The following is a 24,668-nucleotide window of genomic DNA, read 5'->3' as shown; positions in this document are numbered from 1 at the left end:
CGCGGCCCCGGGGTTCCTAGGGTCAAGACATGTTCACTCTTCAGACCATCACCCTCGACGCCACCGACCCCACGGACGCCCGCGCGTTCTACGAGAAGGCCTTCGGCCTCACCGACCAGATCTCCGTACGCCAGGGCCCCGGCACCGGCCCCGGCCGGCCGTTCACGATCTCGCTCGTCGTCAGCCAGCCCTCGACCGTCGACAGCCTCGTCGACTCGGCCCTCGCCGCCGGGGCGACGTCCCTCAAGCCGGTCGAGAAGTCCTTCTGGGGCTACGGCGGCATCGTCCAGGCCCCCGACGGTTCCGTCTGGAAGGTCGCGACCTCCGCCAAGAAGAACCGCGGCCCCGCCACCCGGGAGATCGACGACATCGTGCTGCTCCTCGGCGTCGCCGACGTCAAGGCGAGCAAGAGGTTCTACGCCGAGCGCGGGCTCGGCGTGAAGCGGAGCTTCGGCGGCAAGTACGCCGAGTTCGAGGCCGCTCCCGGAGCCGTCCAGCTCGCGATCTACCCCCGGCACGCCCTGGAGAAGGAGACCGGCGTCCCGCTCGACCCGAGCGCTGCGTACGGGATCGTCCTGGGTGGAGGCAGCGAGGCCTTCACCGACCCGGACGGCTTCACCTGGCAGGCTGGGGACCATGGCACGCACGATCGCGACGAACACGACCGTTGATCTCGAGGGGCTGCTGGAGTTCGTGCGCCCCCGCCACCAGATGATCCTGGTGACCAGCAGAGCCGACGGGTCCCCGCAGCTCTCGCCGGTCACCGGGGGCGTCGACGACGACGGACGGATCGTCATCGCGACCTACCCCGAACGGGCCAAGACCCGCAACGCCCGACTGCGGCCCCAGGTCAGCGTGATGGTCCTCTCCGACGAGTGGAACGGCGCCTGGGTCCAGGTCGACGGCGACGCCGAGGTGCTCGACGCGACCGAGGGAGAGGCGGCCCTGGACGCCTTCGTCACCTACTTCCGCAACATCTCCGGCGAGCACTCCGACTGGGACGAGTACCGCCAGGCCATGGTCGACCAGGGCAAGTCCCTCCTCCGGATCACCCCGAGGCGCTGGGGCCCGGTCGCCACCGGCGGCTTCCCCGCCCGCCTCGCCTGAGCCAGTGCCGTAGCCGGGCGGACTCAGCGGCGCTGCCAGATCCCGAGGCGATGGCTCCACGGCAGCCGTGGACTCAGCCGGCGCGGCTCGGTGAGGTGGACCAGGTCGAAGTCGGGGCCGAGGGTGCGGGTCATGTCCTCGGGGACGTACGCCCACGGCGGGCCCGGCTCCTCTGTCGGGCGGTCGACGGGGAAGACCCCCGACGCGACTCGCCCGCCGGGGCGTACGACCGCGCGGGCGAGGTCGCCGACGCGGCCGCGCCAGGCGGGCGGAAGCGCACAGAAGAAGGTGTGGTCCCACATCAGGTCGACCGACCCGCCGGTCGCGCCCAGGACGACGTCGATGTCGAGGGCGTCGCCGACCACATAGGTGAGATCCGGGTAGCGCTCTGCTGCGTGGGCGGCTGCGGTGGGTGAGAGGTCGACGACGGTCGTACGCCATCCGGCAGCCGCCAGCCCCGCCGCATCGTGCCCGCGGCCGGCGCCCGGCGCGAAGGCGGTGCCGGGCTCGCCGAACAGCGCGGCGTCCTCCTCGATGTAGGCCAGGGGAGCGCCGAGGTCCCAGCCGGTCGTGCCACGGACGTACGCGGACTCCCAGTCCGTGGGGTCGTTGACGGTCATGGCCACAGTCTCTCAGCCCAGCGCGACGGACGGTTCCGTGTGCCGTCGCCGAACGGTACGCTTTCGAACATGAGATCGACTGGCGGCTCGTCCCGGCGTGACGTACCGCTGCCGTTCGATGTCGCTCCCGAGGCGGCATCGGCGCCGGTGAGGCGATCACCTGCGTCCGCGCCGGGAGACACGACGCAGGTCCACCGTCTCGTCGGCGCTCACCTCACCTCGCGCGGGCTGCCGCCCGGGTCCGACCTGCTGATCAACCCGCGTCGGCCCAAGCGCGGCGAGGTGGCGGTCGTGCGCTCCGGCGGGCGCACCCGGGTCGGCATCTTCGACCTCGAACGCGGCCGCGCGGTCCTGCGATCCGACCGCGGCACCCGCTGGCTGCCGCCCGACACCGTCTACGTCGGCGTCGCGGCGCTCGCCTCCCCGACCCTCGACGGGATGCCCACAGGCTGATCGCGGGTTCGCGGCCGTGTGGACGGGGCCGTGACGTACGACACGTTCTCGCTGCGCTGTGGGCAGGTAAGGGTTGCCTTCGTTGAATCGCCTGGGGGAATAACGTCACAATGGTGTTGTGAAATTCGACGAGACCACTCTGCAGCCCGCAGAGACCAGCGAGGAGAGCACCCGCCAGCGGGTCGCTCGGTCGCTGCTCGTCGACGGTCCGCAGACGGCTGCGACGCTGGCCAAGAGGCTCGACCTCACGCCGGCGGCGGTCAGGCGACACCTGGACGCCCTGGCCGAGGAGGAGGCGGTGGAGCAGCGTGAGCCGCGCACCGCGTCCACCCGTGGGCGGGGCCGGCCGGCCAAGCTCTTCGCGCTCACCGACCAGGGTCGGGACGGCTTCGAGAAGAAGTACGACGACCTGGCGGTCGAGGCGCTCCGGTTCCTCTCCGAGGTCGCCGGCGAGGAGGCTGTGCGGGAATTCGCGGAGCGCCGCGCGGCGTTCATCAAGGAGGGACTGGACCGGATCGCCGCAGGCGAGACGGACCTCAGCCCCGCGCAGGTGCTCGCGAACGTGTTCACGGCCAACGGCTACGCGGCCTCCGTCAAGGAGCTTCCGCTGATCAACGGTCATGACGCAGGCGAGCAGCTGTGCCAGCAGCACTGCCCGGTCGCTCATGTCGCCCAGGAGTTCCCCGAGCTCTGCGAGGCGGAGACGGAGGCGATCGCGAAGCTGCTCGGCACCCACGTACAACGCTTGGCCACCATCGCTCACGGTGACGGTGTCTGCACGACGCACATCCCTCCCGGGTCCTCCGGGTCCGGTGAAGTTTCGAAGAAGAAGGAGCAGGTCACGACATGACCTCCATCGAGGAGCTCAACCCCGAGCTGAAGGGCATCGGGAAGTACGAGTTCGGCTGGTCCGATCCCGACGTCGCTGGTGCCGCCGCGCAGCGTGGCCTCAACGACGCCGTCGTGCGCGACATCTCCGGCAAGAAGTCGGAGCCGCAGTGGATGCTCGACCTGCGCCTGAAGGGCCTCAAGCTCTTCGGCCGCAAGCCGATGCCCACGTGGGGCTCGGACCTCTCGGACATCGACTTCGACAACATCAAGTACTTCGTGCGGTCCACCGAGAAGCAGGCCACCAGCTGGGAGGACCTGCCCGAGGACATCAAGAACACCTACGACAAGCTCGGCATCCCGGAGGCGGAGAAGCAGCGCCTGGTCGCCGGTGTCGCCGCGCAGTACGAGTCGGAGGTCGTCTACCACCAGATCCGTGAGGACCTGGAGCAGCAGGGCGTGCTCTTCCTCGACACCGACACCGCGCTCAAGGAGCACCCGGAGATCTTCCAGGAGTACTTCGGCACGGTGATCCCGGTCGGCGACAACAAGTTCGCCGCGCTGAACACCGCGGTGTGGTCGGGTGGCTCCTTCATCTACGTGCCCAAGGGCGTCCACGTCGACATCCCGCTGCAGGCCTACTTCCGGATCAACACCGAGAACATGGGCCAGTTCGAGCGCACCCTGATCATCGCCGACGAGGGCTCCTACGTTCACTACGTCGAGGGCTGCACCGCCCCGATCTACCAGTCCGACTCGCTGCACTCCGCGGTCGTCGAGATCATCGTGAAGAAGAACGCCCGCGTTCGCTACACGACCATCCAGAACTGGTCCAACAACGTCTACAACCTGGTCACCAAGCGCGCCGTCTGCGAGGAGGGCGCGACCATGGAGTGGGTCGACGGCAACATCGGCTCCAAGGTGACCATGAAGTACCCGGCGGTCTACCTGATGGGTGAGCACGCCAAGGGCGAGACGCTCTCCATCGCCTTCGCCGGCGAGGGCCAGCACCAGGACGCGGGCGCCAAGATGGTGCACGCCGCCCCCAACACCTCCTCGAGCATCCTGTCGAAGTCGGTGGCCCGTGGTGGCGGCCGGACGTCCTACCGTGGCCTGATCCAGGTCAACGAGGGCGCCCACGGCTCCAAGTCCAACGTCCTGTGCGACGCGCTCCTGGTCGACCAGATCTCCCGCTCGGACACCTACCCCTACGTCGACATCCGCGAGGACGACGTGTCGATGGGTCACGAGGCGTCGGTCTCGAAGGTCTCCGACGACCAGCTGTTCTACCTGATGTCCCGCGGCATGGCCGAGGACGAGGCGATGGCGATGATCGTGCGCGGCTTCGTCGAGCCGATCGCCAAGGAGCTCCCGATGGAGTACGCCCTCGAGCTCAACCGCCTGATCGAACTGCAGATGGAAGGAGCGGTCGGCTGATGACCGCAGCTGTGCAGGAGGCTCTGGAGCTCGGCAAGGTCGAGTCCCACCTCCACCCCGAAGGCTCTTTCGACGTCGAGGCGCACGAGGTGCCGAAGGGGCGCGAGGAGATCTGGCGGTTCACCCCGCTCAAGCGCCTCCACGACATCCACGACGACGCCCCGTTCGCCGACGGTGCGACCAAGGTGGAGGTCGAGGCGGCCGAGGGCGTGACCGTCGAGACCGTGGCGGCCGACGATGACGTACGCGGCCTGTCCGGGCTGGTGCCGACCGACCGCGTCTCGGCGCGGGCCTGGGCGGCCAGCACCGGCGCGACCGTCGTGCGGATCCCGACCGACACCGTGGTCGAGGGCGCGACCGTGATCCGTCACCACGGCACCGGCTCGGCCACCGCCGGCGCCGGCCACGCCGTGATCGTCGCGGAGAAGTTCGCCAAGGCGACCGTCGTGCTGGTCTTCGAGGGCTCCGCCGTCGTCGCGGACAACATCGAGATCGTCGTCGAGGACGGCGCCGACCTCACCGTCGTCTCGGTCCAGGACTGGGCCGACGACGCCGTCCACCTCTCCACCCAGCACGCCAAGGTCGGCCGCGACGCCAACCTCAAGCACGTCTCGGTGAGCTTCGGCGGCGACGTGGTGCGCCACGACTTCTCGGCCGAGTACGCCGGCCCCGGCGGCTCCGTGGAGTCGCTCGGCCTCTACTTCGCCGACGCGGGCCAGCACATCGAGCACCGTCTCTTCGTCGACCACACCGCGCCCAAGACCAAGTCCAACGTGGTCTACAAGGGCGCGCTGCAGGGCGAGAAGGCCCACGCGGTCTGGATCGGCAACGTGCTGATCCGCAAGGAGGCCGAGGGCATCGAGACCTACGAGGAGAACCGCAACCTCATCCTCACCGACGGTGCCTGGGCCGACTCCGTGCCCAACCTGGAGATCGAGACCGGCGAGATCGAGGGCGCGGGTCACGCGTCCGCGATCGGCCGCTTCGACGACGAGCAGCTCTTCTACCTGCAGAGCCGCAGCATCTCCGAGACCGAGGCCAAGCGCCTGGTCGTGCACGGCTTCTTCAACGACCTGATCCGCCAGATCGGCGTCCCCGAGCTCGAGGAGAAGCTGACCGGCACGGTCGAGGCCGAGCTCGCCAAGAACATCAACACCCTGATCACGAAGGACAACGCATGAGCACGCTGGAGATCAAGGACCTGCAGGTCTCGGTCGAGACCGAGGACGGTCCCAAGGAGATCCTCAAGGGCGTCACGCTGACCATCAACTCCGGCGAGACCCACGCGATCATGGGCCCCAACGGCTCGGGCAAGTCGACTCTTGCCTACTCGATCGCCGGCCACCCGAAGTACTCCATCACCGGCGGCACCGTCACCCTCGACGGTGAGGACGTCCTGGAGATGTCGGTCGACGAGCGCGCCAAGGCTGGTCTCTTCCTCGCGATGCAGTACCCCGTCGAGGTCCCCGGCGTGAGCGTCGCCAACTTCCTGCGCACCGCGAAGACGGCGCTGGATGGCGAGGCTCCCAAGCTGCGTACGTGGGTCAAGGACGTCAACGGTGCGATGGACAAGATGCACCTGGACCCGTCCTTCTCCCAGCGTTCGGTGAACGAGGGCTTCTCCGGTGGTGAGAAGAAGCGCCACGAGATCGCCCAGCTCGACATCCTCGACCCGGCCTTCGCGCTGCTCGACGAGATCGACTCCGGCCTCGACATCGACGCGCTCAAGGTGGTCTCCGAGGGCATCAACGACTTCCGTGCCCGTGAGGCCAAGTCGGTCCTGCTGATCACCCACTACACCCGCATCCTTCGCTACGTGAAGCCCGACCAGGTGCACGTCTTCGTCGCCGGCCGGATCGCGGAGTCCGGCGGCCCCGAGCTCGCCGAGGAGCTGGAGGCCAACGGCTACGAGAAGTACGTCGCGGCAGGGGTCTGACATGAAGGGTCTGCTGCCCGACCTGGATCTGGTCCGCAAGGACTTCCCGATCCTGGAGCGCACCTTCGACGGCGGCGAGACCCCGTTGGTCTACCTCGACAGCGCCAACACCTCGCAGAAGCCGCAGATCGTGATCGACACCATGGTCGACCACCTGGAGCGGCACAACGCCAACATCGCCCGGGCGATGCACCACCTGGGCGCCGAGGCCACCGAGGCGTTCGAGGGGGCGCGCGACATCGTCGCGCGCTTCCTCGGCGCGCCCGAGCGTGACGAGGTGATCTTCACCAAGAATGCCTCCGAGGGGCTCAACCTGGTCGCCAACACCGTGCCGCTCGCGGCCGGCGAGGTGGTCGTGACCACGGAGATGGAGCACCACTCCAACATCGTTCCGTGGCAGATCGCCACGCAGCGTACGGGTGCGACGTTGAAGTGGTTCGGGCTCACCGACGACGGCCAGCTCGACCTGTCGAACATCGACGAGCTGATCACGCCGGCGACCAAGATCGTCGCGCTGACCTGGGTCTCCAACATGCTCGGCACGGTCAACCCGGTCGCCGAGATCGCCCGGAAGGCCCACGAGGTCAGTGCGCTGGTCGTCATCGACGCCTCCCAGGCGGCGCCGGTGCTCCCGATCAACCTGTCCGCGATGCCGGAGGAGGAGCGTCCCGACTTCCTGGTCTTCACCGGCCACAAGGTCGTCGGCCCGACCGGCATCGGCGTCCTGTGGGGCCGGCGGGCGGCGCTCGAGGCGCTGCCGCCGTTCCTCGGTGGCGGCGAGATGATCGCGACCGTGACGATGGAGAAGTCGACCTACGCGCCGATCCCGCACAAGTTCGAGGCCGGCACCCCGCCGATCGCCGAGGCCGTGGGTCTCGGTGCCGCGCTGGAATACCTCATGCACGTGGGTATGGAGAACATCCACGCCCACGAGCAGGCGATCACGGCCTACGCGCTGGAGCGCCTCGCGAGCGTGCCGGGGGTGACCGTGCTGGGCCCGGCCGACGCTGCCCAGCGTGGCGGTGCGATCTCGTTCGAGCTCGACGGCGTGCACCCGCACGACGTCGCCCAGGTGCTCGACTCCAAGGGCGTCGCCATCCGCGCCGGCCACCACTGCGCCAAGCCCGCCCACCAGCGGTTCGGCGTGCAGGCCTCCAACCGGATGTCGTCCTACCTCTACACCACCCCGGCCGAGATCGACGCGCTCGTCGAGGGGTTGGAATACGTACGTAGCTTCTTCAAGTTGGACCAGTGATGACTGCCGCTAACCTCGAAGCGATGTACCAGGAGATCATCCTGGACCACTACAAGAACCCGCACGGGAAGGGTCTTCGCGACCCCTTCGAAGCCGAGGTTCACCACGTCAACCCGACCTGCGGTGACGAGATCACCCTGCGGGTGCATGTCGCTGGCGACAAGATCGAGGACATCTCCTACGACGCCCTCGGCTGCTCCATCTCGCAGGCCTCCGCCTCGGTGCTCAACGACCTGGTCGTCGGTAAGACGGTGGACGAGGCGATGGTCATCCACGAGGAGTTCCTGCGGCTGATGCAGGGCAAGGGCCAGGTGGAGCCCGACGAGGACGTACTGGAGGACGGCATCGCCTTCGCCGGCGTGGCCAAGTTCCCCGCCCGGATCAAGTGCGCGCTGCTGTCGTGGATGGCGTGGAAAGACGCCACCGCCAAGACACTCGCCGAGGAGAAGTGATGACTGAGACCGACCACAGCACACACGACCACCACGCCGGTCACGACCACTCCGGTCATGACCACTCGGGTCACGGCCACGGCCACGGTCACGAGGCTCCGGAGTGGCAGGGGATGCGTACGTCCACGGTCGAGGGCGCCAGCCTGAAGATCGAGGACGTCGAGGAGGCGATGAAGGACGTCGTCGACCCCGAGCTCGGCATCAACGTCGTCGACCTGGGCCTTGTCTATGGGATCCACGTGGAGGACAACTCCAACGTGGTCCTCGACATGACCCTGACCTCGGCCGCCTGCCCGCTGACCGACGTCATCCAGGACCAGACCTCCACTGCGCTGGAGGGCATGGTCAACGACGTACACATCAACTGGGTCTGGATGCCGCCGTGGGGTCCGGACAAGATCACCCCCGACGGCCGCGAGATGCTGCGTGCTCTCGGGTTCAACGTCTGAGGGTTCCCGACGTGGGAGTCCTGGGGTCACTGGGTGACCTCAGGACTCCCACGTCATTTCGTGCTCAGGGCGTCGCTACGAGGGCGGTGCCCGAGCCCAGGTCCTGCAGTTGACTGCTGGAGCCCGACCACAGCACCTTCGTGCTCGTCGCGCTCGCGTCCACGACGTGCCGCACGGCGACGTTGGACGTCAACTGGTTGCTGGACAGGAAGTTCCGCGTCCCGCTCTTCACGAGCACGACCGTCGGGGTGGCGCCCGAGGGCACGATGCTTCCGGAGGGGACGCTGAAGGAGAAGAAGTTGGACGAGACGGCATTGTCGTTGCCGTTGAGGTGGACCATGCCGAACAGATCGTCCTGAGGCGCCGGACCACCGTCGCCGAAGATCCGGCGGAAGTGGTTGCCGCTGATCAGGTGCTCGTGGCAGGTGGTCTCCTGCACGATCATCCCGGAGAAGTTGCTGACCAGTTTGTTGCCGGTGATGACGGCGCGGTCGACTCCCTTGAACTGGATGCGGGCGCCCCAGAGCAGGCTGTTGCCACCGATCAGGCAGTTCTCGACGTTCTCGATGAAGATCGAGTGTCCGCCCCACGGGGTGACGATGTAGTTGTTGGTGATCTTGCCGACGATCGACCCGCTGATCATTCGGATGCCATTGCCGCACTCTCCGATGAAGTTGTTGGTGATGCTGTAGGCGTCCGCGTTGCGGATGGTCACGGCCTCCTGCAGGTAGACGAAGCCCATTCCCTCGACACGAACGGCGTCCGAGTCGAACTGGACCTTGATCCCCACCTTCCCGTTGCCGTTAGCGCCGGTATAGGGCTTGGAGCTGCTGACGCCGTCGATGCAGAAGTCCTGGAAGACGACCGAGTTGAGCCGTCCGTTGGTGCCTGGCAGGCCGCTCTTGTCGACGAGGAAGCCGACCTGGTTGGAGTTGGCGATCTGGACGTGGCTGGATCCGGGAAGCGTCTCGGTCCAGGCGGAGTGGTCGACATCGTCGCGGATGGCCTCGGAGAGGAAGCCGTGTCCTGAGCCCTTGACGGTGATGAAGCTGCGATCGATCACTGCCGTCGTCGCGAGGGTGTAGTGGCCGGGCGGGATGTAGATGACGGCTCCGGGTCGGGTGGTCTGGCCGGACTGCTGGGTGCGGATGTCGGCCATGATCTCGTTGATCACCTGGCCGATGTCGGTGTACGGCGAGACGCTGGCGGGGAAGGTGGTGACGTCGTAGACGGTGGATGCCATGGCGATGTCCTGTCTTCGGTGGGGTTGTCAGAGGAGGCCGACGATGGCGGCGTACGCCGGATGGCTGGTCGCAGCCGCCGCCTGCTGAGGGGACACACCGACCGCGGCGACGATCGGCGAGGCGGCGGCGGTGACGGCGCCGACGATGGCGAGCAGCTGCCGGCGGGTGACCACCGGCTCTGCCGCGTGCACTGTCGGAGGTGTAGGCATGGTGTTCATCCCTTCACTGCGCCGGCGGTCAGTCCGGCGATCACATGGCGCTGGAAGACGGCGTAGATGGCGAGCTGGGGGAGGAGGACCAGCGTTGCGGCCGCCATCATGCCGCCATAGTCGACGGTGTACTGGCCCTGGAACCGGGACACGGCGAGGGACACGGTGGCCAGGTCGGGATCGTTGATCAGGATCGACACGAACGGGAACTCGTTGAACACGTAGACCACGTTGAAGATGACGATCGTGGCGAGGATCGGACGCATGGCCGGGAGGACCACCGACCAGCAGATCCGGAACAGCCCGGCACCGTCCATGATCGCCGCCTCCTCGAGCTCGCTCGGGAAGTCGCGGAGGAAGCCGGTCAGCAGCAGGGTGTTGAACGGGATCGAGACCGCGATGTAGGGGATGACCACGGCGAGATAGGTGCCGTATATCCCCAGCGCGAGGTCGAGGCGGTAGACCGGGAACAGCAGCACGTAGACCGGGACCGCCAGACCCGACAAGAGGTAGAACCGGAGGAAGGACTGCGTACGTCGCCGCCGGAAGACCATCCGGGTCAGCGCGAAGGACACCATGAACGAGACGGCGGTGCCGACGGTCACCGAGGCTACCGCGATGATGATCGTGTTCGCGTACATCCGGACCAGCGGCAGCGTCTCGAGCGCGTTGCGGTAGTTGTCCAACGTCAGCGAGTCGAGCGCGAACGGGTCGGACAGGATCGTGTCGCTCTGCTGGAACGACAGCAGCGTGATCCAAAGGATCGGCAGCACGACGAGGAACGTGATCAGGTACGCCGCGGCGCTGATGATGATGGCTGGTCGCCGGCCCCGGCGACGGGGCGCCCTCCTGCCCGGAGGTGTCGGCATCGGCGGTCCTGGCACTGTGTTCTCCCTGGTCGTGGAGCTCTCGGCCACCGGCGCGCTCATGCGAGCCGCCCGCGGCGTGAGAGGGCCAGGTAGGCGAGCGAGGTGAGTGCGCCGATGACGAAGACCACCATCGCGATCGTCATGCCCGAGCCGTAGCGCTGATCGGTGAAGGTGACGAAGTACATGTAGCTGACCAGGGTCTCCGAGCTGTGCACCGGCCCGCCTCCGGTGAGCATGTAGACCAGCTCGAAGATCTTGAACACGTTGGTGATCAGCAGCAGGGAGACGATCCCGATCGTCTCCCGCATCATCGGGATCGTGACGTAGCGCAGCTGCTGCCATCCACTGGCCCCATCGAGGGAACTGGCCTCCATCACCTCCGCCGGCAAGAGTCGAAGGCCGGCGTAGAAGATCGTCATCGCGAAGCCGACGCTCGCCCAGATGAACACGACGGCGATCGAGTACGGCGCCAGGGAGTCGCTGCCGATCCACTGCACGGGTGGGACTCCGAGCGGCTCCAGGAGGTGGTTGAGAAGACCGACCCGCGGGTCGAGGATGAACACCCAGACGAGTCCGACGAGGATCGGAGCAACGATCGCGGGACCGAACAGGAGTGCTCGCAGGGCGCCGGCGGCACGGACACGCTGCTGCATCAAGAGCGCGAGTCCGAACGAGGCCGGAACCAGGAAGGTCACGCTGAGCACGAGGATGAGCAGGGTGTTGGTGACCGATCGCCGGAAGAACGAGTCCTCGGCCAGAGCGAGGTAGTTGTCGAGCCCGACGAACTCGGCGCCGCTGAACCCAGCGGCGTCGGTGAGGCTGTATCCGCCGGCGTACACGACGGGGTAGATGAAGAAGGCCGTGAAGAGGATGAAGGCGGGGAAGACCATCAGTGCGATCTTCCACGGGGAACTGACCCAGACCATGGGTGATGCTCGCTTCGCAGTAGTTCGGAGGCCGATGTGGGCGTGGGGTGTGCCGCCGTCGGCACACCCCACGAAAGTCACTGGTTGTCGAGCGCCTTCTGCACCAGCGCTGCCGCCTCGGACGGGCTCAGCTGGTCCTGGATGACGCCGTAGATGCTGTCGTAGATCGCGTTGGAGACGTCGACCGGGAACAGCAGGTCGGGCTGGCTCTCGGGGCTGGTGACGTCGTCGGCCTGCGCCTCGTCGATGGCCGACGCGAGCACGCTCTGCTTGACCGGGTCGAGCTTCGGCTCGTAGTCAGTCACCGGGGGCTGACCGTTGTCGACCAGGATCTGCTGGCCCTCGTCGCTGTAGTAGAACTCCAGGAAGTCCTTGACGGCGTCGAGCTTGGCATCGTCCTCGGCCACCTTCTCGGCCACCACGAGCGGCGCGGACGCAACGTTCATGACGATGTTCTGCTCGCCGACGCCGTCGGAGAACTCCGGTCCTCGCCAGAAGTCGACGTCCGGCGCCACCTTCGACTCCTGGATGGCGCTTGCCGCCCATACACCCGAGTCGAGGAATGCGGCCTTGCCTTGGAGGAACTGGTCGACAGCCTGCTGGTAGGTCTGGGTGGACACGTTCGAGGAGAAGGCGCCGGCGTCGCGTAGCTCGGCGATGTGCTCATACATCCGGATGAAGTCGGGGTTGTCCCACTTCTCCGAGCCGTCCAGCAGCCCGTCGGCCTTGTCCTCGAAGCCGAAGCGGTCAAGCCATACGAGGAACTGCCACACGCTGAAGGCGGACTGGCTGGCGCCGTTGGAGATGGTGACCACACCCTTGGCGTCGAGTGCGCGTGCCACCGCGAGCAAGTCGTCGAAGGTCTTCGGCATCGACAGGCCGTTGTCGGCGAGGACCTTGCTGTTGACCCACAGGCCTGTGAGCAGGCCTTGGTAGGGAGCGCCGAAGACCTTTCCGTCGGCGGTGTAGTTCGCGACGGTGCTGTCCGGCAGCCGGTCGAGGATGCCGAGCTCGTCGAGCACGGGGGAGAGGTCCATGAGGCGATCGCCCTCGAGCATCTCCTCGGCGTTGGCCTTGTAGACCCAGAAGACGTCGGGCAGCGTATCGCTCTGCGCAGCGATCGAGAGCGACTGGAGGTGCTCGGCCACGGGTTGACCGCTGACTTCCACGTCGACATCGGGGTTGGCGTCCTCGAACGCCTCGACGATGGCCCAGGTGGCCGGGTCGGCGGTCTTCACGTCGGCGTTCTGCATCGAGAGCGTGATCGTTGTCTTCCCGCCCTCGTCTGCGTCGCTCGAGCAGGCCGCGAGAGACAGGATCGCGGTCACCGCGAGGCCCACGCCGACGGGGCGGCGGAGACGGCGGGACCAGGAGGGGTTCTGGCCAGGCATGGTGTGTCCTTCTGTTGGCGGTGCCCGAGGCTCGAAGCGCAGTTGCATCGAAACGTTTGCGCGAATCGATTGCGAATCTAGTGGCGCCCGTCACACCCTGTCAAGAAGCTCGCGGCTCGTAGTTCTCGGTGGACTCGCGGAGCTCCAGGGTCTGGTTGAGCCGAAGGGTGCGAGGGCTCGCATCTGGTGCGGCCAGCCGGTCGATCAACAGCGAGACTGCGGCTGCGCCCATCTCGAACGCCGGTTGTCGAACGGTCGTGATGGTCGGGCGGAAGAGGTCCGAGTGGCTGAAGCCGTCGAACGCCGCGAACGCGATCTGGTCGGGTGTCGCCAGGCCGGCGTCGCGGAGGCACTCGAGCGCCGCGACCGCGAGGGGTGTGCTCGCCGCGATCACGCAGCTCGCGCGCTGTTGCTGGAGCGCCGTGGCGACTGCTTGCCGCACCTCCGCGATGTCGACCGCATCGACGACGACTTGTTGTGGCAGGTCAGCATCCGGGATCGCGTCGCGAAACCCGCGGAAGCGCTCGACGAGCGTGGGCACCCGCTGGTCGCCCGCGACGAGGAGGAATCGGCGGTGGCCGGCCGCTTGCAGGTGCTCGACGAGCCTGCGCATCGAGTCCCGGTTGTCGGCGCCCACCTGGTCGTGCGGTGAGTTGTCGAAGACGCGGTCCAGAAGGACCACCGGGCGCGGTGCTTCCGGCTCGAGGCGAGAGGAGACCGTCGCGCTGGACTCCGCGCACCGCGCGATGATCAGCCCGTCGACACGGCGGGAGAGCAGCGTGTTCACGGCACGCTCCTCGCGTACCGGGTCCTCGGCCGAGTTGGCAAGGATCAAGGTCAGTCCCCGTGCGGCCGCAGCGTGCTCGACGCCGTGGACCATCTCAGCGAACGCGGGCTCGCCGGCGTCGGAGATGACCAGTCCGATGCTGTCGGTGCGCGCCCGGCGCATGGCGCGGGCGACGGCGTCCTGGCGATATCCGGTCTCCTCGATCGCGGCCATCACCTTGGCGCGGGTGCTCGGCTCGACGTTGCGGGTGTCGTTGAGCACGTGCGACACCGTCGATGTGGACACGCCGGCAAGTCGCGCAACCTGGACGATCGTAGCCATCCGCTCTCCAATCAATCGTTTTCGTGGCCGGTCGCTTCCTGGCGGCGCCCGGGATTTTGCAGGTTAGCGCCCATTGCGCCTGATGCGCGACTGGCCCTACCATCCACCAACTAGACGCAAACGTTTCGATGGCGTCCGGGGTCCGTCCGGGCGCAGTGAAAGGACAACCATGAGTGCGCCATCCACCCCCAGCGGCCTCCTCGGCGATCTCACCCGGGCGCGACCAGGACGCAGCGCGCGGGCCTCGAGCTTCGACCAGACCGGGCGCAACCGCGACAACTGGATCGTGATGCCCGGCGAGGAGCGGACTCTCGCCGACATCGAGGGCCCGGGGGCGATCACCCATATCTGGATGACGCAGTCCTGCAGGATCCAGCCCGGGCCGGGACAGATCGCCCCCGAAGTGGTCGGCGTGCCGATGCTCGAGATCCACAACGCCCTCGGCGTCAGCTGGGAGGTCGTGGATCCCGACTACTACCGGAAGATCCTGCTGAAGATCTACTGGGACGACCAGGAGACCCCGAGCGTCATCGCGCCGCTCGGCGACTTCTTCGGGTTGATGAACTCGCTCAGCGGCAGCTACGACTCGTTGCCACTCTCGGTGTCCGCCAAGGAGGCCGAGCTGCACACGTTCGGGGGCAGCGCCGCGTTCAACAGCTACTTCCGGATGCCGTTCGCGCATCGTGCCCGTGTGGTCGTCGAGAACCAGAATGACATCCCCTACCTGCAGTACTTCTACATCGACTACGAGCTCTCGCCGCAGCCGCTGCCCGAGGACACGGTGTACTTCCACGCGCACTGGCGCCGCTCGCTGCCCAACGCGGGGTGGGGGCCTGACCTCCAGACGAACAGCATCGAGACGACCGTCCCGAACCTCACCGGGGCCGACAACTACGTCGCACTCGAGACGACCGGCCGCGGCCACTACGTGGGCTGCAACGTCGCGGTGCGCCACTTCCAGGGCTCCTGGTGGGGGGAAGGGGACGACATGATCTTCATCGACGACGACACCTGGCCACCCAGCCTCCACGGCACCGGGATGGAGGACTACTTCGGTCACGCGTGGGGCATGCAGCACAACGCGTACAACTTCAACGGGACGATCGTGCACGAGGAGGACGTCCCTGGGTTCCACCACAGCTATCGCTTCCACATCGTCGACCCGATCCGATTCGAGAAGCGGATCAAGGTGACCTTCGAGCACGGTCACGGCAACCATCTCTCCGACGATTGGTCCTCGACGGCGTATTGGTACCAGACGCTCCCGTCGCCCGTCCTGACCGTGCCTGAGGTCGAGGACCGACTTCCTCTTCGTCCGGTCGATCGTGTCATCGAGGTGCCGCTTCCTCCCCTGAACGCCGACCAGCAGGCGGCGCGCGAGGCCGCGGCCGAGAGGATGGCGGCGTTTGTCGCCAAGCGGGACGCGCTCCGCGAGGAGCGCCGGATCGAGGTCGACGCCTGGGAGCAGGGCAACCGTGATCAGGCCCGTGAGATCCGGCGCGAGTACGACGGGCGGAACTGACGTGCGACCCATCCTCCACTTCACCGCGGCGTCCGGCTGGATCAACGACCCGCACGGCATCACCTTCCGCGACGGCGTCTACCACCTCTTCCACCAGTACGTCCCGGACAGCATGGTCTGGGCACCGAACTGTCACTGGGGGCATGCCGTCGGAGTCGACCTGCTCGCCTGGGAGCATCGCCCGGTCGCGATCGCACCGGGCGACGGCGACGACGGGATCTGGACCGGCAGCCTCGTCGACGGCGACGACGGATCGACGCGCATCCTCTACACCTCGGTGGTCCAGCCCGGCATCGGCATCGGCCGGATCCGGGTGGCCACCCCTGAGGACGGCTCGTGGACGACATGGGTCAAGGGCGACGTACTGATCGAGGCGCCGGCCGGCCTGGACCTGATCGCCTACCGGGACCCGTTCGTGATGCGCGAGGGGAACGGCTGGCGGATGTTCGTGGGTGCGGCCGACAGCACCGGTCTGGCCATGGCGCTCACCTACACGTCGGACGACCTCGACCATTGGGACTACGACGGTGTGGCGGTGTCGCGGTCGACCGGCGAGACCGACCCCGTCTGGACGGGCGCACTGTGGGAGTGTCCACAATTCTTCGAGATCGACGGCCGCTGGATCATGGTGAGCTCGATCTGGGAGGACGACGTCCTGCACCACGCCGGCTACGGGATCGGGGAGCTCGCCGATGGGCGCTTCGAGGCGGACACCTGGGGACAGCTCAGCTTCGGTGACAGCTACTACGCACCTTCGTTCTTCCGCGACCGACAAGGCCGTCCGTGCCTGATGTTCTGGATGCGCGGGGTGAGCGATCCTGCCGAGGGATGGGCCAGCTGTCTGAGCGTCCCCTATCTCCTCTCGGTCCGCGGAGACCGCTTGGTCGCGGAGCCGCACCCGGACCTCACCGGTCGCCGCGGCCGGAGCGAGACCCCCGCGACCGCTTTCGACGTCGTGTGGAATCCCGCGCCTGACGGTGACCTCCTGGTCCTCAGGTCCCAGGACGCGGAGGATGCCGTCGTGTCGGTCCACGACGGCATCCTCCGGCTCGATCGCCCAGGCCAGAAAAGCGCTCAGATGCCATGGACGGAGGGTTCGGTGCGTGTGATCGTCGACGGGCCTGTCATCGAGATCGCCTCGGTGGACGGTCTTCTCGGCGGGGCGATCGAGCCGGTTGAGCAGGTCGTGCCGCCCCAGGGTGAGTCCCGCACCTGGACGCTGACGCGACCTCATGCTCCCTGAGCACGTCCCTGCGTCACTTCAGGCGACCCTGCCGGCCCGGGCGATCGCCTCCTGGCTGCGCTTGTAGGGCTTGCGACCAGGGGTTCTGGGGGTCTCGCGGGGCTTGCCGTTCTCCAGGAGGACACCGCCCCACACGCCGAACTCCCGTCGGGCGAGCCCGAGGTCGAGACAGATCTGCTTCATCGGGCAGCCCGCACAGACTTCCTGGGCCTCGGCGAGCTGGGTGAGGTCGTCGGGATGGAAGAGCTCCGGGTCCTCGCCCACGCAGGCCCACTCGTCGGTGCGGGGCGTCGGGTGCTTCAGCGTGAGCTCGTAGGTCTTGGAGCTGTTGCCGTCTCCGAAAAGTGTGATGATCTCCATCTCGTTCACCTCCTGGTGATGCTGCTGAACATGAGAAAGGGCCGCCCCGGTCGATCGGAGCGGCCCTGGTGGGTGCGGTGAGCACCTACGTCTGATGCGGCTCCGTGCGCGCAAAGTCCACGCCCGGGACCGGACGGCCCAGGGAGGTGCAGATGGTCTTCTCGCGCATGACACCCATGCTATTGACCGGGGCACGGGCGCGACCACTGGTTTGTCGGCGAAACGCGCCGGTGACGGCGGCTTAATCGGCTGCGTACGTGGCGTGGTTAGCGTCCGGGGACCGCCTCCCCGACGCTTAGGAGACCCGATGAAGATCCTGAAGTTCCCGGCCGTCCTGATCCTGGTCGGTGCGGTCGCCGGCATCGTCTTCGGGCTGGTGGTGGGCGAGTGGGCGGCGAACCTCAAGTTCGTCGGTGACATCTTCATCCGGCTCATCCAGATGTCGATCGTCCCGCTGGTGGCCTCCTCGGTGATCGTCGCGACGGGCGCCATGACCGGTGCCGGCGCCGGCAAGCTGGCCGGGACGACCTTCGGCTGGATGCTGGGGTTCGCGGTGATCGCTGCCCTGGTCGGCTGGGGACTCTCGGAGTTGATCCAGCCGGGCTCGGGGATGCGCTACGACGGCGAGCTCGACCCTGCCCTGGCCGACTCGGCCGCGGAGACGGCGGTCGGCTGGCAGCAGACGGTGGCCGGCTTCGTCTCCACCAACGTGATCGAGGCGATGGCCACCGGTGCGATGGTGCCGATCATCGTCTTCGCCCTGCTCTTCGGCCTCGCGCTCAACCGCTACACCGCCGTCAACGGCCCGACCGTCGTGCTCACCTTCTTCGAGCAGATCCAGGCGATCGTCCTGCTGATGATCAGGTACGTCATGCTGCTGGCGCCGATCGGCGTCTTCTGCCTCCTCGCCGACCTCGCCGGCCGTGTCGGTTTCGCGGTCGTCACCACCGCCCTTGCCTATCTCGGTGCGACCCTGGCCGGAGTGGTGATCATCTTCGCTCTCTATGTCGTCGTGGTCGTGGCCGTCACCCGGCTGAACCCGCTGCTCATGCCCGCAAAGCTCGCCGAGCAGACCGTCGTGGCCATCACCACGACATCGTCGGCGGTCACGTTCCCGACGGTGCTGAAGAACGCCGTCGAGAAGTTCGGCATCTCGAAGCGCGTCGCGGACTTCACCCTCTGCCTGGGGATGACGATGGGCTCGTGCGGCGCGGTGCTCAACTACACGATCGTGGCGCTCTTCCTCGCCCAGGCCTCCGGTGTCTCGCTGTCGCCGGGCGACATCGCGCTCGCGATGGCGCTCGCGGTGCTCCTCAACATCGGCACGATCACGGTGCCGGGAGGGTTCCCGGTCGTCGCGATCTTCCTCGCCACCTCGCTGGATCTGCCCATCGAGGCCGCCGGTCTGCTCATCGCCGTGGACTGGTTCACCGGGATCCTGCGTACGTTCCTCAACGTCAACGGCGACACCATGGTCGCCCTGCTGGTGGCGCACGGCGCCGGTGAGATCGACCGGGACGTCTACGCCGGGACGAAGCCGGTGGTCGAGCCGGTCACAGAGGAGGCCGCGGCCTGACACGATGGAGGCATGGACGTAGCCGCCCGCACAGCCGACAACCGCCGCCTGCTCGCCGACTTCTTCGACGGCCTCGACGAGTCCCAGCTGGAGACGCAGAGCCTCTGCTCGGCGTGGACCGTGAGGCAGGTGCTGGGCCACAGTGCGATGCCGTTCTCGGTCGGGATCGGACGGCTGCTGTGGCGTACGTTGCTGGCCGGCGGGTCCATCGACCGCGCCGCCGTCGCGATCGCCGAGGAGCAGGCGAGGCGGCCGGTCGCCGAGCTGACCGGGCTGCTGAGGACGTACGCGGGGAAGCGGGTGCCGGCGCCCGGGGTGGGCCCGATGGGACAGTTCACCGACCACTGCATCCACCTGCGCGACTGCGCCCGGCCGCTCGGCCTCGACACCGATGTGCCGCTCGAGGACTGGCGGGCGGTGCTCGACTGGCTGCCGACCAAGCAGGCCTCGCTGGGCGTGGTCCCGGCCGGACGGCTCGACGGGCTCGCGCTGCGTGCGACCGATCAGAACTGGTCCTGGGGCGCGGATGACGGCGCCGAGGTGTCGGGCCCGAGCGAGGCTCTGGCGATGGCGCTCTCGGGCCGGTCGGTCGCGCTCGCGGATCTGACCGGGCCCGGCGTCGCGACGTTGCGGGAGCGGCTCGGCTGACGCGGGTAGGCTCCGCGGACGTGGAGGCTCCTGGTCGGATCTGGTTCGGGTACGTCGCTGCGGTGGGGATCGCGGTGATCGGGCTGTTCACGCTGGACCTGCTGGCGTTCGTGCTCGCCCTCGTCCTGCTGGTCGCGACGGTCCTGGGGGAGCGGTATCGCGGTCGGCAGGCCGCCCTCGCCGCTGCCGCGCAGGACGTCGACCTTCCCGAGCTGGTCGCGTGCTGGGCGCGAGGCTGGGCCTACTCGCGGGGCTTCCCACGCCCCGCGGAGGTGCCAGGCGGCGTACGCGTCGAGGTGGGGCAGCCGGAGCGCAGGGTCGAGTGGGTCGCGACCGACGACGCGGCCACGCTCGGCGGGCTGGTCGACACGGTCCGGGCCACGCCCGAGGCCTGGCTGTCGGTGGTGACCGAATCGCCGGCGGGCGTGCGACCCTGGTTCGCCGAGGGTGGGCTGACGGCCGGCGACGCCGAGGAGGCGCTGATGTCGATCGGTCTCGCCGACCACGAGCCCCGGCCGCTTCCCGACGGCTACCGCGCCGAGGTCGAGCGCGACGGGGGTGTCGTCGCGGTGACCGTGCGTCCCGACGACGACGCCGAGGTGGTCGCGGCCGGCGGTCGGATCGCGGTCATCGGCACCGACGCGGTCGCCGACCGCATCCAGACCGACCCCGACCACCGTCGCCGCGGGCTCGGCGGTGCGGTGATGAGCCTGCTCGTCGTGGCCGCCCGGGAGGCCGGCGCGACCCGCGGCCTGCTGGTGGCCAGCGAGATGGGGGAGGCTCTCTACGCCGGTCTCGGCTGGCGCGTCGAGGCCCGTCTGGTGACGGCCCGATCGGCCCCGCCGCGTACGTCTGCCGAGTCCGGGCACGACTGAGCGCCCAACTGTGGTTGAGTGTCGCCTATGAGCGACGATGCCGTGACCCCTGCGCCAGACGCCCCTGTCTTCGACTCCCAGCAGGAGGCCGACATCGCCGCGTTCTGGGAGGACGTGAAGCACCACGCTCACCTCAGCGCCGCCCCCGGCTACTTCGGCGCCTCGCCGCTGGAGGCGCTGCAGCCGCCGGCGTGGGCGTTCGGAGGTACGCCGGAGCAGTCCAACGAGCTTCTCGAGCTCGTCCTCGAGGGCGTGAAGACGGCGACCGCCTCGGCGATGTGGGACTACGAGGCCGCCGAGGAGCCCATCCCGACGGTCGGCACCCTCGGCATCGTGCTCGACGGCGACGGTCACCCGCGGGCCCTCGTGGTGACGACCGCCGTCGACGTCGTGCCGTTCGACGAGGTCTCCGAGGAGCATGCCCGGGCCGAGGGTGAGGGCGACGGCTCCCTGGAGCACTGGCGCGAGGTCCACCGCCGCTTCTTCTCCGAGGAGGCCGGTCACGACCGCGGCTTCGCCGAGGACATGCCCGTCGTGCTCGAGCGCTTCGAGCTCATCTGGCCGAAGCCGGAGTGAACCGGGCCGGATGACACCCGACGAGCTGACCGAGCGGGTCCGCGGGATCTGCCTCGGGTTCCCCGAGGCGACCGAGCGGGTCACCCACGGTGCGCCCGGGTTCTTCGTGAAGAAGCAGTTCGTGATGCTGTGGCCGTCAGGACACCATGGACGCGACGAGCCGCATCTGTGGGCCGCCGCGGCGGCCGGGGTGCAGGACGAGGTCGTCGGCGACGACCCCGAGCGGTTCTTCGTACCCCCCTACGTCGGTGGGCGTGGCTGGGTCGGGATGCGCCTCGACGGCGAGGTCGACTGGGCCGAGGTCGCCGAGGTCTGCGAGGACGCCTACCGGGAGATCGCGCCGGAGCGTCTGCGGCGCGAGCTGGGCCGGTAGCGTACGGCCATGCCCAACGTCGCCGTCCCGGTCGCTCGGATCCAGCGGTGGGTCGACAACTTCGCGGCCCGCCACGGGGAGACCCGGCTCGCGGTCGACTCCGGTGCGCTGACCGGCGCAGCGGCCGACGGATCCTCGTTCATCGCGGCGCTGCCGTTCGAGAAGACGTACGCCGGGCCTGCCGAGGTCGAGGCGTTCATCGCCGCCTCGGCGGCTCCGGCCGAGTGGGGCCTCCTGCTGGTGCGCAAGGGCGGCTTCGCGATCGCCCGGATGAGCGGCGGCGAGATCGCCGACCACAAGATCGGCCGGCGGCACGTGCAGGGGAAGACCAAGGCCGGCGGCTGGAGCCAGCAGCGCTTCGCCCGGCGCCGGGCGAACCAGGCGAGCGCGGCCTACGAGGCGGCCGCCGAGCACGCCGCACGGATCCTCGACGGGCTGAGTGGCCCGCTCGTCACCGGCGGCGACCACGGCGGAGTCGACGACGTGCTCGGCGACCGGCGCCTGCAGACGCTCACCGTGACCGGACCATGGCTGCCGGTCCAGGACCCGAACCGCGCCGTCCTCGATCAGGCGATCGAGGACGCCCAGAAGGTGCGGATCGAGGTCCTCAACGCCGACGGCTGACGCGTCAGGGGAGCTGCCAGACCCCGGGAGCGCCCTTGGTCATCAGGCCCTCGGTCAGGAGCTTCTGACGAGCGCGGCGGGCGGCGTAGCGCCAGCGGAGCTCGCCCTCCGGAGTGGTCTCGAAGTCTCCGGGGAGGAGCTGGTCGGCCAGCTGGGTCTCGAGCTCGTCGAGGACGGCGTCGGCGGTCATCGAACCGCCGGCGGCCTCGAGCGTCTCCAGGATGAGCGGCGCGAAGGCGGCCGGCGGGGTCCACTTGCGGGGAGCGGACTTGGTGACGACCCTCGGCGCTGCGGCCGACGAGCTCGTCGTGGTCTTGCGCACCCGGGTCGCCGGCTTCTTGACCGGAGCCGGAGCGGGCGGGGCCGGGGGCCGCCCATGGATGCACTGTGACTTCGGCAGGTCACACAGCTCGCAGTAGTCAGTCTCGGACATCGGCTCAACGATATCGGGCCGGTCGTCGCGCGGTGGCATCCCGGCCGGGAATGCCGTGGCGACCTGCGAGGATGCGCTACTTTGGCAAGCATGTGGCAGCCCGACCCCGGGTGGCACCTCCTTCCCGGAGGCACCGGACCCTCCACGCTGGGGGTCTGGCGCACGGCCGTGGGCGACGATCCGGTCGTGGTCAAGCGGCTCGCCAGGCCGGGGACGTACGATCCGGTCGAGCTGAGCCGGCGACGACACTTCGCCTACTGGCGGCGGGCGGCGGACGTCGCCACCGCCGGTCTGCTCGACCGCACTCCCGGCATGATCTCGGCCCGTACGAGCGTCGAGGAGGACGACGAGGGCATCACCCTGACCACCGACTGGGTCGAGGACGCCGCCAACTCCGGGCTCTTCGCCGCGCTCTCGATGGGCCGCTTCGCCGGCGCCGACCTCGGCGAGGCGAAATGGCTGGCCCGTGACCAGTTCCGTGACCGGATCGCGCGGGTGGAGTACAACGGCGGCTGGCCGACCATGATGCGTACGACTGCCGCGGACATCGCCCACACCTTCTGGGAGCGGCGCCGGCACTTCACCGATCTCCTCGACGACCTGCCCCAGGTCGCCCAGCACGGCGATCCCGCGCCGCAGAACCTCCTCGGCCGCACCGAGGACGGCGAGCGCCTGATCGCGATCGACTGGTCCAGCCTCGGCCACGGTCCCGTCGGCGGCGACCTCGGCCTCTACCTGCTGCACGCCCGGGAGTCCTTCGAGCCCCTGCTGGAGGCGTACGTCCTCGGGCTGCCGCCCGGCATCGCGACCCGTGAGGAGGTGACTCTCGGTGCCCAGATCTGCGCGGTCTACACCGCGCTCAGCCGCGCCGAGTGGGCGCTGAGCCGGGTCACGCCGGGGGAGGGCCCGCTGCTCGCGAAGTTCCGTCACCCGGCTGTCGCGCCTCATCTGAGGACCCTGCAGAAGCAGGCGCCGCTGGTGGAGGCGCTGCTCGAGATGTGACGGGTTCAGCCGGTCGAGCCGCGAGGCCGCCTGCGGCCGAGCGTGTCGAGACCAACACGGTCGAATCGAGCGCGATGGGACCCTGTTGGTCTCGACACGGATTCGCTCGTTCCTCACGAATCCGGCTCGACCGGCGAGGCCTAGGGGTTGTCGAGATCCCGCGCCTTGAACGTGTCGCACCCGGCGATCGAGTCGGGAGTGGTCATGCCCTTCTTGAACCACGCGATCCGCTGCTCGGAGGAGCCGTGGGTGAACTGCGAGGTGTCCACGCGGCCGGTGGTCTGCGACTGGATGTGGTCGTCGCCCACGGTCTTGGCGGCGCTGATGCCCTCGGTGATGTCCTGGTCGGAGATGTCGACGATGATGCCGTCGCCCTCGGCGGCGGCGGTCCACATGCCGGCGTAGCAGTCGGCCTGCAGCTCCAGGCGCACCGCGTCGGAGTCGGGGCCCTGCTGGGTGCGGACCTGGCCCATGGTGCCGAGCAGGTTCTGGATGTGGTGGCCGTACTCGTGGGCGAGCACGTAGGCGCGTACGAAGGTCGTGTCCTGCCCGCCGAGCTGCTCGAAGATCGAGTCGAAGAAGGTCGGGTCGAGGTAGATGGTCTGGTCGGCGGGGCAGTAGAAGGGCCCGACGGAGCTCGACGCGGAACCGCAGCCGCCGGTCTGGACCTGGTTGGAGAAGATCACGACGGCCTGCTCGGGCTGGAACCGGCCGGAGAGGTCACGCTGGGAGTCCCAGTAGCCGGTCATCGAGTTCTCCATCGCGACGAAGGCGCAGTTCTCGTCGTTGTTGGCGTCCTCGCCGGTCTGGCACGACCCGAAGTCGCCGGTGTCGCCGCCCTCGCCGGCCTGGAGGCCGCCGAAGGTGCCGGTGCCGACCGAGGACGAGCCGCCGCCACCATCGCCGAGGACCTGCGGCCCGACGCCGGTGCACTGGGTGATGAGGAAGAAGACCAGCAGCACGATGACGGTGCCGATGCCGCCGCTGGCCTTGCCGCCGGGGATCGGGATCCGGGCGCCACCTCCGCCGAATCCGCCGCCGCCACCGCCGCCGGAGGTCCGGCTGGTGTCGAGTCTGGCCTTCGGGTTGAACCGCATCTTGTCCCCCTGGAGGTGGTGATGTGTGGGGCCGAGTGCCCCGCCCATACACTAG

General features: G+C 68.5%; 29 protein-coding genes. 19 read left to right on the top strand and 10 right to left on the bottom strand.

Annotated elements, in window-relative coordinates; translation table 11 throughout:
* Positions 1-29 precede the first annotated feature (29 nt).
* Positions 30-671, top strand: coding sequence for a VOC family protein (locus tag G5C66_RS11235; protein WP_165111051.1), 642 nt, complete (start codon positions 30-32; stop codon positions 669-671).
* Positions 637-1,107 carry a PPOX class F420-dependent oxidoreductase gene (locus G5C66_RS11230; RefSeq protein WP_165111050.1) on the top strand — a complete coding sequence of 157 codons (471 nt, stop codon included), beginning with the start codon at positions 637-639 and terminating at the stop codon, positions 1,105-1,107. The genes G5C66_RS11235 and G5C66_RS11230 overlap by 35 nt, the downstream gene beginning before the upstream one ends.
* 23 nt (positions 1,108-1,130) lie before the next feature.
* Here the strand turns inward: G5C66_RS11230 and G5C66_RS11225 are convergent, their stop codons facing one another.
* Positions 1,131-1,727 carry a methyltransferase domain-containing protein gene (locus G5C66_RS11225; protein WP_165111049.1) on the bottom strand — a complete coding sequence of 199 codons (597 nt, stop codon included), beginning with the start codon at positions 1,725-1,727 and terminating at the stop codon, positions 1,131-1,133.
* A gap of 69 nt (positions 1,728-1,796) precedes the next feature.
* On the opposite strand from G5C66_RS11225, the gene G5C66_RS11220 reads away from it, so the two are divergent.
* The 8 genes from G5C66_RS11220 to G5C66_RS11185 all read left to right on the top strand — a co-directional run bounded on the left by G5C66_RS11220 (position 1,797) and on the right by G5C66_RS11185 (position 8,537).
* The gene (locus tag G5C66_RS11220) at positions 1,797-2,180 is read left to right on the top strand and encodes a hypothetical protein (protein ID WP_165111048.1); all 384 of its coding nucleotides are present in this window, start codon (positions 1,797-1,799) and stop codon (positions 2,178-2,180) included.
* Between the two features lie 118 nt (positions 2,181-2,298).
* On the top strand, positions 2,299-3,030 hold the full coding sequence (locus G5C66_RS11215) for a helix-turn-helix domain-containing protein (RefSeq protein WP_165111047.1): 732 nt from the start codon (positions 2,299-2,301) through the stop codon (positions 3,028-3,030).
* Positions 3,027-4,445 (top strand): Fe-S cluster assembly protein SufB, encoded by a 1,419-nt coding sequence (sufB, locus tag G5C66_RS11210; RefSeq protein WP_165111046.1) that lies wholly within the window; start codon positions 3,027-3,029, stop codon positions 4,443-4,445. Before G5C66_RS11215 ends, sufB begins: the two co-directional genes overlap by 4 nt.
* Positions 4,445-5,626 carry a Fe-S cluster assembly protein SufD gene (gene sufD, locus G5C66_RS11205; protein ID WP_165111045.1) on the top strand — a complete coding sequence of 394 codons (1,182 nt, stop codon included), beginning with the start codon at positions 4,445-4,447 and terminating at the stop codon, positions 5,624-5,626. The genes sufB and sufD overlap by 1 nt, the downstream gene beginning before the upstream one ends.
* Complete coding sequence (gene sufC / locus G5C66_RS11200) at positions 5,623-6,381, top strand: Fe-S cluster assembly ATPase SufC (protein ID WP_165111044.1); 759 nt, start codon at positions 5,623-5,625, stop codon at positions 6,379-6,381. The genes sufD and sufC overlap by 4 nt, the downstream gene beginning before the upstream one ends.
* 1 nt (position 6,382) lies before the next feature.
* Positions 6,383-7,636, top strand: a complete 1,254-nt coding sequence (locus G5C66_RS11195) for an aminotransferase class V-fold PLP-dependent enzyme (RefSeq protein WP_165111043.1) — start codon at positions 6,383-6,385, stop codon at positions 7,634-7,636.
* Positions 7,637-7,659: 23 nt separating this feature from the next.
* On the top strand, positions 7,660-8,088 hold the full coding sequence (gene sufU, locus G5C66_RS11190; RefSeq protein WP_206443966.1) for a Fe-S cluster assembly sulfur transfer protein SufU: 429 nt from the start codon (positions 7,660-7,662) through the stop codon (positions 8,086-8,088).
* Positions 8,089-8,201: 113 nt separating this feature from the next.
* Positions 8,202-8,537 carry a metal-sulfur cluster assembly factor gene (locus G5C66_RS11185; protein ID WP_165111166.1) on the top strand — a complete coding sequence of 112 codons (336 nt, stop codon included), beginning with the start codon at positions 8,202-8,204 and terminating at the stop codon, positions 8,535-8,537.
* 64 nt (positions 8,538-8,601) lie between these two features.
* On the opposite strand, the gene G5C66_RS11180 is transcribed toward G5C66_RS11185, so the two are convergent.
* The 6 genes from G5C66_RS11180 to G5C66_RS11155 form a co-directional block, all read right to left on the bottom strand.
* Positions 8,602-9,780 carry a right-handed parallel beta-helix repeat-containing protein gene (locus G5C66_RS11180; RefSeq protein ID WP_165111041.1) on the bottom strand — a complete coding sequence of 393 codons (1,179 nt, stop codon included), beginning with the start codon at positions 9,778-9,780 and terminating at the stop codon, positions 8,602-8,604.
* A 27-nt stretch (positions 9,781-9,807) separates the two neighbouring features.
* Positions 9,808-9,990, bottom strand: coding sequence for a hypothetical protein (locus tag G5C66_RS11175; RefSeq protein ID WP_165111040.1), 183 nt, complete (start codon positions 9,988-9,990; stop codon positions 9,808-9,810).
* Positions 9,991-9,995: 5 nt separating this feature from the next.
* Positions 9,996-10,859: a carbohydrate ABC transporter permease gene (locus tag G5C66_RS11170; protein ID WP_241248433.1), complete on the bottom strand. Its 864-nt coding sequence runs from the start codon at positions 10,857-10,859 to the stop codon at positions 9,996-9,998.
* A gap of 56 nt (positions 10,860-10,915) precedes the next feature.
* Positions 10,916-11,785, bottom strand: coding sequence for a carbohydrate ABC transporter permease (locus tag G5C66_RS11165; RefSeq protein ID WP_165111039.1), 870 nt, complete (start codon positions 11,783-11,785; stop codon positions 10,916-10,918).
* A 77-nt stretch (positions 11,786-11,862) separates the two neighbouring features.
* Positions 11,863-13,176 (bottom strand): ABC transporter substrate-binding protein, encoded by a 1,314-nt coding sequence (locus G5C66_RS11160; RefSeq protein ID WP_165111038.1) that lies wholly within the window; start codon positions 13,174-13,176, stop codon positions 11,863-11,865.
* 100 nt (positions 13,177-13,276) lie between these two features.
* Positions 13,277-14,248 (bottom strand): LacI family DNA-binding transcriptional regulator, encoded by a 972-nt coding sequence (locus tag G5C66_RS11155; protein WP_420901737.1) that lies wholly within the window; start codon positions 14,246-14,248, stop codon positions 13,277-13,279.
* A 205-nt stretch (positions 14,249-14,453) separates the two neighbouring features.
* On the opposite strand from G5C66_RS11155, the gene G5C66_RS11150 reads away from it, so the two are divergent.
* Together G5C66_RS11150 and G5C66_RS11145 are read left to right on the top strand one after the other, a co-directional pair.
* Complete coding sequence (locus G5C66_RS11150) at positions 14,454-15,806, top strand: glycoside hydrolase family 172 protein (RefSeq protein WP_165111036.1); 1,353 nt, start codon at positions 14,454-14,456, stop codon at positions 15,804-15,806.
* A 1-nt stretch (position 15,807) separates the two neighbouring features.
* Positions 15,808-17,049 (top strand): glycoside hydrolase family 32 protein, encoded by a 1,242-nt coding sequence (locus G5C66_RS11145; RefSeq protein ID WP_338144142.1) that lies wholly within the window; start codon positions 15,808-15,810, stop codon positions 17,047-17,049.
* 18 nt (positions 17,050-17,067) lie between these two features.
* Here G5C66_RS11145 and G5C66_RS11140 read toward each other — a convergent pair whose 3' ends face one another.
* Complete coding sequence (locus G5C66_RS11140; RefSeq protein WP_165111034.1) at positions 17,068-17,409, bottom strand: WhiB family transcriptional regulator; 342 nt, start codon at positions 17,407-17,409, stop codon at positions 17,068-17,070.
* A 307-nt stretch (positions 17,410-17,716) separates the two neighbouring features.
* Here G5C66_RS11140 and G5C66_RS11135 point away from each other — a divergent pair, with 307 nt between their 5' ends.
* From G5C66_RS11135 to G5C66_RS11110, 6 genes are read left to right on the top strand one after another with little or no spacing between them, the layout of a single operon-like run.
* On the top strand, positions 17,717-18,985 hold the full coding sequence (locus G5C66_RS11135; RefSeq protein WP_165111033.1) for a dicarboxylate/amino acid:cation symporter: 1,269 nt from the start codon (positions 17,717-17,719) through the stop codon (positions 18,983-18,985).
* A gap of 12 nt (positions 18,986-18,997) precedes the next feature.
* On the top strand, positions 18,998-19,633 hold the full coding sequence (locus G5C66_RS11130; RefSeq protein ID WP_165111032.1) for a maleylpyruvate isomerase family mycothiol-dependent enzyme: 636 nt from the start codon (positions 18,998-19,000) through the stop codon (positions 19,631-19,633).
* Positions 19,634-19,653: 20 nt separating this feature from the next.
* The gene (locus G5C66_RS11125) at positions 19,654-20,508 is read left to right on the top strand and encodes a GNAT family N-acetyltransferase (RefSeq protein ID WP_165111031.1); all 855 of its coding nucleotides are present in this window, start codon (positions 19,654-19,656) and stop codon (positions 20,506-20,508) included.
* 27 nt (positions 20,509-20,535) lie between these two features.
* Positions 20,536-21,084 carry an ASCH domain-containing protein gene (locus G5C66_RS11120; protein WP_165111030.1) on the top strand — a complete coding sequence of 183 codons (549 nt, stop codon included), beginning with the start codon at positions 20,536-20,538 and terminating at the stop codon, positions 21,082-21,084.
* A gap of 10 nt (positions 21,085-21,094) precedes the next feature.
* Positions 21,095-21,457, top strand: coding sequence for an MmcQ/YjbR family DNA-binding protein (locus G5C66_RS11115; protein ID WP_165111029.1), 363 nt, complete (start codon positions 21,095-21,097; stop codon positions 21,455-21,457).
* Between the two features lie 9 nt (positions 21,458-21,466).
* A complete protein-coding gene (locus G5C66_RS11110; protein WP_165111028.1) occupies positions 21,467-22,081 on the top strand; it encodes an acVLRF1 family peptidyl-tRNA hydrolase in 615 nt (204 codons plus the stop codon).
* 4 nt (positions 22,082-22,085) lie between these two features.
* On the opposite strand, the gene G5C66_RS11105 is transcribed toward G5C66_RS11110, so the two are convergent.
* Positions 22,086-22,514 (bottom strand): hypothetical protein, encoded by a 429-nt coding sequence (locus G5C66_RS11105; protein ID WP_165111027.1) that lies wholly within the window; start codon positions 22,512-22,514, stop codon positions 22,086-22,088.
* A gap of 90 nt (positions 22,515-22,604) precedes the next feature.
* Between G5C66_RS11105 and G5C66_RS11100 the strand changes: the two genes are divergently transcribed.
* Entirely contained in the window at positions 22,605-23,516 is a 912-nt protein-coding gene (locus tag G5C66_RS11100) for a phosphotransferase (RefSeq protein WP_165111026.1), read from the top strand.
* 140 nt (positions 23,517-23,656) lie between these two features.
* On the opposite strand, the gene ypfJ is transcribed toward G5C66_RS11100, so the two are convergent.
* Entirely contained in the window at positions 23,657-24,613 is a 957-nt protein-coding gene (gene ypfJ, locus G5C66_RS11095) for a KPN_02809 family neutral zinc metallopeptidase (protein ID WP_165111025.1), read from the bottom strand.
* Positions 24,614-24,668 lie beyond the last annotated feature (55 nt).

The organism is Nocardioides turkmenicus (assembly GCF_011045035.1).
Taxonomy (GTDB): Bacteria; Actinomycetota; Actinomycetes; order Propionibacteriales; family Nocardioidaceae; genus Nocardioides; species Nocardioides turkmenicus.
This window is presented reverse-complemented; position numbering and strand designations above follow the sequence as displayed.